This is a genomic window from Kitasatospora sp. NBC_01246 (assembly GCF_036226505.1).
Classification (GTDB): Bacteria; Actinomycetota; Actinomycetes; order Streptomycetales; family Streptomycetaceae; genus Kitasatospora.
On record NZ_CP108484.1, the window covers coordinates 6,401,257 to 6,410,838 of the forward strand.

At 74.7% G+C, this 9,582-nt stretch carries 1 protein-coding gene; it reads left to right on the forward strand.

The features are described from left to right. Positions 1-35 precede the first annotated feature (35 nt). Entirely contained in the window at positions 36-9,581 is a 9,546-nt protein-coding gene (locus OG618_RS27610; RefSeq protein ID WP_442906958.1) for a type I polyketide synthase, read from the forward strand. Position 9,582 lies beyond the last annotated feature (1 nt).

Consider the following 9,582-nt stretch of genomic DNA (forward strand, 5'->3'; position numbering starts at 1 on the left):
GGGTGACCGCTAATCTGCACGAGACCCGGCAACGTTTGCAGGAACTGGAAACGGCCGGTGGTGAGCCCATCGCCATCGTCGGCATGAGCTGCCGCTTCCCCGGCGGGGTACGCGACCCCGAAGCCCTGTGGGAACTGCTGGACGCCCAGCGGGAATCGGTGGCCGGACTGCCCCAGGACCGGGGGTGGGCCTTCGGCGACGCCGACGACCCCGGATCCGGCGCCGCGGAGGTGCAGGCGGGCAACTTCGTCTACGACGCCACCCAGTTCGACGCCGGGTTCTTCGGGATCAGCCCGCGCGAGGCGCTGTCGATGGACCCGCAGCAGCGGCTGCTGCTCGAAGCGGCCTGGGAGGCGTTGGAGCGGGCCGGGATCGACCCCGCGTCGCTGCGCGGTTCGGCGACCGGCGTGTTCGCGGGCGCCTCCGCCTCCGGCTACGGCTGGATCACGGGCAAGCAGGGCGAGCTCGACGGCCACGTGATGACCGGCAACGCCACCAGCATCCTGTCCGGCCGGGTGTCCTACACGCTGGGCCTGGAGGGCCCGGCGGTGACGATCGACACCGCGTGCTCGTCGTCGCTGGTCTCACTGCACCTGGCCGCGCAGGCGCTGCGCTCCGGCGAGTGCTCGATGGCCCTGGTCGGCGGCGCGTTCGTGGCGGCCACCCCGGTGCTGTTCACCGACTTCAGCCGCTCGCTGGGACTGTCTCCCGACGGGCGCTGCAAGACCTTCGGGGCCGGGGCGGACGGCATGGGCGTCGCCGAGGGCGCCGGGGTCGTGGTGGTGGAGAAGCTCTCCGACGCGCGCCGCAACGGGCACCGGGTGCTCGCGGTGGTACGCGGTTCGGCGATCAACCAGGACGGTGCGTCCAACGGTCTGACCGCTCCCAACGGCCCTTCGCAGCAGCGGGTGATCCGCGCGGCACTGGCCAGCGCCAAGCTGTCGACGGCCGACGTCGACGTGGTGGAGGCGCACGGCACGGGCACCCCGCTCGGGGACCCGATCGAGGCCCAGGCGCTGCTCGCCACCTACGGCCAGAACCGGCCGGAGGAGCGGCCGCTGTGGCTGGGGTCGGTGAAGTCCAACATCGGGCACACCCAGCAGGCCGCCGGTATGGCCGGGATCATCAAGATGGTGCTGGCGCTCCAGCACGAGCGGCTGCCGGCGACGCTCCACGTGGCGGAGCCGACCCCGGAGGTCGACTGGTCGGCCGGTGAGGTGGAGCTGCTGGCCGAGCCGGTCCCGTGGCCGGTCGGGGAGCGGGTGCGCCGGGCCGGTGTGTCGGCCTTCGGGATGAGCGGCACCAACGTCCACATCATCCTGGAGGAGGCCCCGACCGGGGACGCCGAGACGGCGGAGACGCCGGCCGGGGACGCCGACGAGGCGGACGCCCTGGACGAGCCGGCTGCGGAGGTGGCGGCGGCACCGGTCGCACCGGCCCTGCTGGAGCTCGACGGGTCCACCGCGTGGGTGGTGTCGGGTCGGTCGGCGCAGGGGCTGACGGCTCAGGCGGGCCGGTTGCGGGAGTGGGTGTCGGCGCGGTCGTCGGTGGATCCGGTGGGTGTGGCGTGGTCGTTGGCGGCGACGCGGTCGGTGTTCGAGCACCGGGCGGTGGTGGTCGGTGGCGGTCGTGAGGAGCTGGTGTCGGGGCTGGGCGGCCTGGTGGCCGGGTCGGGTGCGGCCGGGGTGGTGTCGGGGGTTGCCCGTTCGGGTGGTCGGACGGCGTTCGTGTTCGCGGGTCAGGGTGCGCAGTGGGTTGGCATGGGTCGTGAACTGGCCTTGTGCAGTCCGGTGTTCGCGGCGCGGTTGGCGGAGTGTGGGGCGGCGCTGGCGCCGTATGTGCCGTGGTCGTTGAGTGAGGTTCTGGCGGGTGCCGAGGGTGCGCCCGGTCTGGATGCGGCTGATGTGGTGCAGCCGGTGTTGTGGGCGGTGATGGTGTCGCTGGCGGCGGTGTGGGAGGCCGCCGGGGTTTCGCCCGATGCGGTGGTGGGTCATTCGCAGGGTGAGATCGCGGCGGCGACGGTGGCGGGGATGCTCAGCCTGGAGGACGGCGCGCGGGTGGTGGCGGTGCGGGCTCGGGCGCTGACGAGTCTGTCGGTGCAGGGTTCGATGGTGTCGGTGGTGATGCCGTCGCGGGCGGTGCGGGAGATCGTCGAGGGCTGGGGCGAGCGCCTGTCGGTCGCGGCCGTCAACGGCCCGGCTGCGGTGGTGGTGTCGGGTGAGCCGGAGGCGTTGTCGGAGTTCGAGCGTGAGTTGGCGTCGCGCAAGGTGCTGCGGTGGCGGATTCCGGCGACGGACTTCGTGGCGCATTCGCCGGCGGTGGAGCCGTTGGAGGCGGTGCTGGCGGCGGAGCTGGCCGGGATCGTGCCGCAGGCGGGCCGTGTCCCGATGATCTCGACGGTGACGGGCGAGTGGCTGTCCGGTACCGAGGTGGACGCGGGCTACTGGTTCGCGAATCTGCGGCGGATGGTCCGTTTCGAGGAGGCGGTCCGCACGCTGCTGGGTGGCGGTTACGGCTCGTTCGTCGAGGTCTCCACGCACCCGGTGCTGACGGCGGCGGTGGCGGAGACGGCCGAGGACGCCGGTGTCGCCGACGTCCTGACGGTGGGCACGCTGGAGCGCGACAACGCGGGCGCCTCCCGCCTCCTCACCTCGCTCGCCCAGGCCTACGTCGGCGGTCTCGCGGTGGACTGGAAGACGGTGCTGCCCGCCGCCGAGGTGGTGGAGCTGCCGACCTACGCCTTCCAGAAGCAGCGGTACTGGCTGGAGCCCTCGGCCGCGAGCGTCGTCCCGGTCGGTGGCGACGGTGCGAGTACGGCCGTCGAGGCCAGGTTCTGGGCCGCCGTCGAGGGCGGCGACCTGGCGCACCTCGCCGAGGAGCTGGAGCTGGACGACCGCCGCTCGCTCGGCGAGGTCCTGGAGGCGCTGACCTCGTGGCGCCGCCGCGAGCTCGACCGGTCGGCGACGGAGAACTGGCGCTACCGCGTCACCTGGGCGCCGGTCGCCGACCCCGCTTCGACCGCGCTCACCGGCCGCTGGCTGGTGCTCGCCGACCGGGCCGACGACGAGCTGACGCAGGACTGCGTCCGGGCCCTGACCGCCCGTGGCGCCGATGTCACGGTCGCCGAGGTACCGGCCGGTGTCACGGACCGGCAGGACATGGCCGCCGTCATCGGCGGGGCCCTGCCGGGCGACGAGGTGCCGGCCGGAGTGGTGTCGCTGCTGGCCCTGGACGAGACACCGGTGCCCGAGTACCCGGCGGTCACCCGGGGTTTCGCCGCCACGCTGGCCGTGGTGCAGGCGCTGGGCGACGCGGGCGTCGGCGCACCGCTGTGGGTGCTCACCCGCGGCGCCGTCGCGGCGACGCCGGAGGAGGCGCTGACGAACCCGCTGCAGACCCAGATCTGGGGCTTCGGCCGGGTCGTCGGACTGGAACACCCCGACCGCTGGGGCGGGCTGATCGACCTTCCGGCCGCGTTCGACGAGCAGACCGCAGGACGGCTGGCCGCCGTGCTGGCCGGGTGCGGCGAGGACCAGGTCGCGATCCGTCCGGCCGCGGTCTTCGGCCGCCGGCTCGGCCGGGCCGACCGGCCCCGCGCCCACGCCGAGCAGTGGACGCCCACCGGGACCGTCCTGGTCACCGGAGGCACCGGCGCGATCGGTGGACACGTGGCCGGCTGGCTGGCCGACCGCGGTGCGCAGCGGCTCGTGCTGACCAGCAGGTCCGGGGCCGGCGCCGCCGGTCTGGCCGCGAAGGTCGCCGGACTGGCGGCCCGGGGCAGCCACGTGGACGTCGTCGCCTGCGACGCGGCCGACCGGTCCGACCTGGCCGGGCTGCTCGACCGGATCGCCGCGACCGGCCCCGCGCTGTCCGCGGTGATGCACGCCGCCGGTGTCGTCCAGCACACCACCGTGCACGAGACCGACCTGGCCGAGACGGCCGCCGTGCTGGCCGCCAAGGCCTCGGGGGCCGTCCACCTGGACGAGCTGACCAGGGGCCTGGACCTGGACGCCTTCGTGCTCTTCTCCTCGATCGCGGCGACCTGGGGCAGTGGTCTCCAGCCCGCCTACGCCGCGGCCAACACCTTCCTGGACGGCCTGGCCGAGCACCGCCGGTCCCAGGGCCTGACCGCCACCTCGGTGGCGTGGGGTTCGTGGGGCGGCGGCGGGATGACCGACGAGGCGGGTGCCGCCCAGGGCAGCCGCCGCGGGCTGATCGTCATGGACAAGGACCACGCCGTCCAGGCGCTGGCCCAGGTCCTGGACGGCGGCGAGCCCCAGCTGACGGTCGCCGACATCGACTGGGCGCGGTTCGCCCCGCCGTTCACGCTGCGCCGGCCCAGCCCGCTGATCGAGAACCTGCCCGAGGTCCGGCAGGCCCTGGCCGGTGACCTGCCGGAGGCCGGCGGGGCCGACCCGGCCGCGGGCTCGGACGCGAGCGCGTCCTGGCGGCGGCAGCTGGCCGGCCTGTCGCGCATCGAGCAGAACCGGCTGCTGGTCAACCTGGTGCAGACCCAGGCGGCCTCCGTGCTGGACTACCCGTCGCCCGAGGCCGTCGAGGCCACCCGGGCCTTCAGCGACCTGGGCTTCGACTCGCTGACCTCGGTGGAGCTGCGCAACCGGCTCGGCGCCGCCACCGGTCTGCAGCTGCCCGCCACGCTGATGTTCGACGCGCCCACCCCCACGGCCGCCGCCGAGTTCCTGCTGGTGCAGCTGGCCGGCGTCCCCGACGGCGCGCAGAGTGCTCCGGTGGTGGCGGCGGCGAGTGACGAGCCGCTGGCGATCGTCGGCATGGCGTGCCGCTACCCGGGCGGGGTGACCGGCCCGGAGGCGCTGTGGGACTTGGTGACCGCCCGGACCGACGCCATCTCCGTACTGCCGGAGGACCGGGGCTGGGTCATCGAGGACACCGCCGACGCGGCCGACGGCGGGCCCGTCCGGGCGGGCGGCTTCGTCTACGACGCGACCGGCTTCGACGCGGGGTTCTTCGGGATCAGCCCGCGCGAGGCCGTGTCGATGGACCCGCAGCAGCGGCTGCTGCTCGAAGTGGCCTGGGAGGCGCTGGAGCGGGCCGGACTGGACCCGGCGTCGCTGCGCGGTTCGGCGACCGGCGTGTTCGCGGGCGCCTCCGCCTCCGGCTACGGCTGGAGCTCCGGGCTGGAGGGCGAGCTGGACGGGCACCTCGTCACGGGGATCTCGACCAGCGTGGTCTCCGGCCGGGTGTCGTACGTGCTGGGCCTGGAGGGTCCGGCCGTGACGGTCGACACCGCGTGCTCCTCGTCGCTGGTGGCGCTGCACCTGGCCGCGCAGGCGGTGCGCTCCGGGGAGTGCACACTGGCCCTGGCGGGCGGCGTCATGGTGGCGGCCAACCCGCTGCTGTTCGACCAGTTCAGCCGACAGATGGGGCTGGCGCCGGACGGCCGGTGCAAGCCGTTCTCGGCGGAGGCCGACGGCATGGGCCTGGGCGAGGGCGCGGGCATGGTGGTCGTGGAGCGGCTGTCGGACGCGCAGCGCAACGGGCACCGGGTGCTCGCGGTGATCCGCGGCAGCGCGACCAACCAGGACGGTGCGTCCAACGGTCTGACCGCGCCGAACGGTCCCTCGCAGCAGCGGGTGATCCGCGCGGCGCTGGCGAACGCCGGGGTCCGCGCCGACGAGGTCGACGTGGTGGAGGCGCACGGCACGGGGACCCCGCTGGGCGACCCGATCGAGGCGCAGGCACTGCTGGCCACCTACGGCCAGGAGCGGGGCGGCCAGGGGCCGTTGCGGCTGGGTTCGGTGAAGTCGAACATCGGGCACACCCAGGCCGCGGCCGGTGTGGCCGGGGTGATCAAGATGGTGCTGGCCCTCCAGCACCGGGAGCTGCCGGCGACGCTGCACGCCGCCGAGCGCTCGCCGCACATCGACTGGTCGGCCGGTGAGGTGGAGCTGCTGACCGAGGCGGTGCCGTGGTCGGCCGAGAACCGGGTGCGTCGTGCCGGTGTGTCGTCGTTCGGGATGAGCGGTACCAACGCGCACGTCATCCTGGAGGAGGCCCCGGCTCCGGTCGCCACCGAGGCGGCTCCGGCTCCGGTGGGTCCTGCGGTGGTCGTGCCCGGCGGGTCCACCGCGTGGGTGGTGTCGGGTCGGTCGGCGCAGGGGCTGACGGCTCAGGCGGGCCGGTTGCGGGAGTGGGTGTCGGCGCGGCCGTCGGTGGATCCGGTGGGTGTGGCGTGGTCGTTGGCGGCGACGCGGTCGGTGTTCGAGCACCGGGCGGTGGTGGTCGGTGGCGGTCGTGAGGAGCTGGTGTCGGGGCTGGGCGGCCTGGTGGCCGGGTCGGGTGCGGCCGGGGTGGTGTCGGGGGTTGCCCGTTCGGGTGGCCGGACGGCGTTCGTGTTCGCGGGTCAGGGTGCGCAGTGGGTTGGCATGGGCCGTGAACTGGCCTTGTGCAGTCCGGTGTTCGCGGCACGTCTGGCGGAGTGTGAGGCGGCGCTGGCGCCGTATGTGGACTGGTCGCTGAGTGAGGTTCTGGCGGGTGCGCCGGGTGCGCCCGCTCTGGACGCGGCTGACGTGGTGCAGCCGGTGCTGTGGGCGGTGATGGTGTCGCTGGCGGCGGTCTGGGAGGCCGCGGGCGTCACGCCCGATGCGGTGGTCGGTCACTCCCAGGGCGAGATCGCCGCGGCCACGGTTGCCGGGATGCTCAGCCTGGAGGACGGCGCGCGGGTGGTGGCGGTGCGGGCCCGGGCGCTGACGAGTCTGTCGGTGCAGGGTTCGATGGTGTCGGTGGTGATGCCGTCGCAGGCGGTGCGGGAGATCGTCGAGGGCTGGGGCGAGCGCCTTTCAGTCGCGGCCGTCAACGGCCCCGCTGCGGTGGTGGTGTCGGGCGAGCCGGAGGCGTTGTCGGAGTTCGAGCGTGAGTTGGCGTCGCGCAAGGTGCTGCGGTGGCGGATTCCGGCGACGGACTTCGTGGCGCATTCGCCGGCGGTGGAGCCGTTGGAGGCGGTGCTGGCGACGGAGCTGGCCGGGATCGTGCCGCAGGCGGGCCGTGTCCCGATGATCTCGACGGTGACGGGCGAGTGGTTGTCCGGTACGGAGGTGGACGCCGCCTACTGGTTCGCGAACCTGCGGCGGATGGTCCGCTTCGAGGAGGCCGTCCGCACCCTGCTGGGCGGCGGCTACGGCTCGTTCGTCGAGGTCTCCACGCACCCGGTCCTCACCGCCGCGGTGGCGGAGACGGCCGAGGACGCCGGTGTCGCCGACGTCCTGACGGTCGGCACGCTGGAGCGCGACAACGCGGGCGCCACACGCCTCCTCACCTCACTCGCCCAGGCCTACGTCGGCGGCCTCGCGGTGGACTGGAAGGTCGTGCTGCCCGCCGCCGAGACGGTGGAGCTGCCGACCTACGCCTTCCAGCACCAGCACTACTGGCTCCAGGCCGCTGCGACGGCGTCCCCCGTCGGTGGCGACGGTGCGAGCACGGCGGCGGAAGCGCAGTTCTGGGCCGCCGTCGAGGGCGGCGACCTGGCCCGGCTCGCGGACACCCTGGCGATCGAGGACCAGCAGCAGCTCAGCACCGTGCTGCCCGCCCTGGCGACCTGGCGCCGCCGGGAGCAGGACCGCTCGGTCACGGAGAACTGGCGCTACCGCGTCACCTGGGCGCCGGTCGCCGACCCCGCTCCCGCCCGGCTGTCCGGCCGGTGGCTGGTGGTGCTCCCCGCCGGGGAGACCGACGGCGATGTGGCCCAGGGCTGCACGGCGGCGCTGTCCTCCCGCGGCGCCGAGCCCGTCGTCCTGGAGGTCACGGCCGAGGCCGACCGGAAGCAACTGGCCGAGCGGATCCGCGCGGTGCGGCCGGAGTCCGGCTTCGCCGGGGTGCTGTCGCTGCTGGGCCTGGACGAGACGCCGGTGCCGGAGCACCCGGTGGTGCCCCGGGGCCTCGCCGCGACGCTGAGCCTGGTGCAGGCGCTGGGCTCCGCCGAGGTGGACGCGCCGCTCTGGGTGGTCACGTCCGGTGCGGTGGCCGGTGGGCCGGGCACCGGACCGGCGAGCCCGGTGCAGACGCAGGTGTGGGGTCTGGGGCGGGTCGTCGCCCTGGAACACCCGGACCGCTGGGGCGGGTCGATCGACCTCCCCGGGACGGTCGACGAGCAGGCGGCGGGACGGCTGGCCGCGGTGCTGGCCGGCTGCGGCGAGGACCAGGTCGCGATCCGTCCGGCCGGGATCCTGGCCCGGCGGCTGACCCGCGCCCCGCACCCCCGCCCGGCGGAGCGGCCGTGGACGCCGACCGGGACCGTCCTGGTCACCGGAGGCACGGGCGCGATCGGCGGGCACGTGGCCCGCTGGCTGGCCGGTCGGGGCGCGCAGCGGCTCGTGCTGACCAGCCGGTCCGGCGCCGGCGCCGCCGGGGTCGCCGCACAGGCGGCCGAACTGGCCGCCCGGGGCAGCCGGGTGGACGTCGTCGCGTGCGACGTGAGCGACCGGTCCGGGTTGGCCGGGCTGCTCGACCGGATCGCCGCGACCGGCCCCGCGCTGTCCGCGGTGATGCACACCGCGGGCCTCGGACAGGCCACCACGGTCGAGGACACCGACCTGGCCGAGACGGCCGCCGTACTGGCCGCCAAGGCCGGGGGTGCCGTGCACCTGGACGAGCTGACCAGGGGGCTGGACCTGGACGCGTTCGTGCTCTTCTCGTCGATCTCGGCGACCTGGGGCAGCAGCGTCCAGCCCGCCTACGCCGCGGCCAACACCTTCCTGGACGGCCTGGCCGAGCACCGCCGGGCGCAGGGTCTGCCCGCCACCTCGGTGGCCTGGGGGCCGTGGGGCGGCGGCGGGATGACCGACGCCGACACCGGCGCCTGGATGGCCCGGGGCGGCCTGATGGTCATGGACCAGGACCACGCCGTCCAGGCGCTGGCCCAGATCCTGGACGGCCGCGAGGGCTCCGTCACGATCGCCGACGTGGACTGGGCGCGGTTCGCCCCGCCGTTCACGCTGCGCCGGCGCAGCCCGCTGATCGAGGGGCTGCCCGAGGTCGTCGCGGCGCTGGCCGGGGCGGGGGCCGGTGCGGCCGCCGACCCGGACGCGGGCGCGCCCCTGCGGGAGCAACTGGCGGGCCTGACCCGGGCCGAGCAGAACCGGACGCTGGTCAAGCTGGTCCAGGCGCAGGCGGCCGCGGTGCTCGACTACGCGTCCCCCGAGGCCGTCGAGGCCACCCGGGCCTTCAGCGACCTGGGCTTCGACTCGCTGACCTCGGTGGAGCTGCGCAACCGGCTCGGCGCCGCCACCGGCCTGCAGCTGCCGGCCACGCTGCTGTTCGACTGCCCCACCCCGGCGGTGCTGGCCGAGTACCTCTGGAACGAGGAGTTCCGGGACGGGTCCGGTCCGGTGTCCCTGGTGGAGGAGGTCGACCGGCTCGGGTCGGTGCTGACCGGGGCGGCGCCGGACGAGAAGACGCATCAATTGATCACCGATCGCCTGCAGGAGCTCCTTTCCCAGTGGATGGAGGTTGGTGCTCCCACGGAAACCCAGGCGGTCGCGGAGAAGATCGGGTCCGCGACGGACGACGAGATATTCGAGTTCATCCACAAGGAACTCGGCAGGTAAG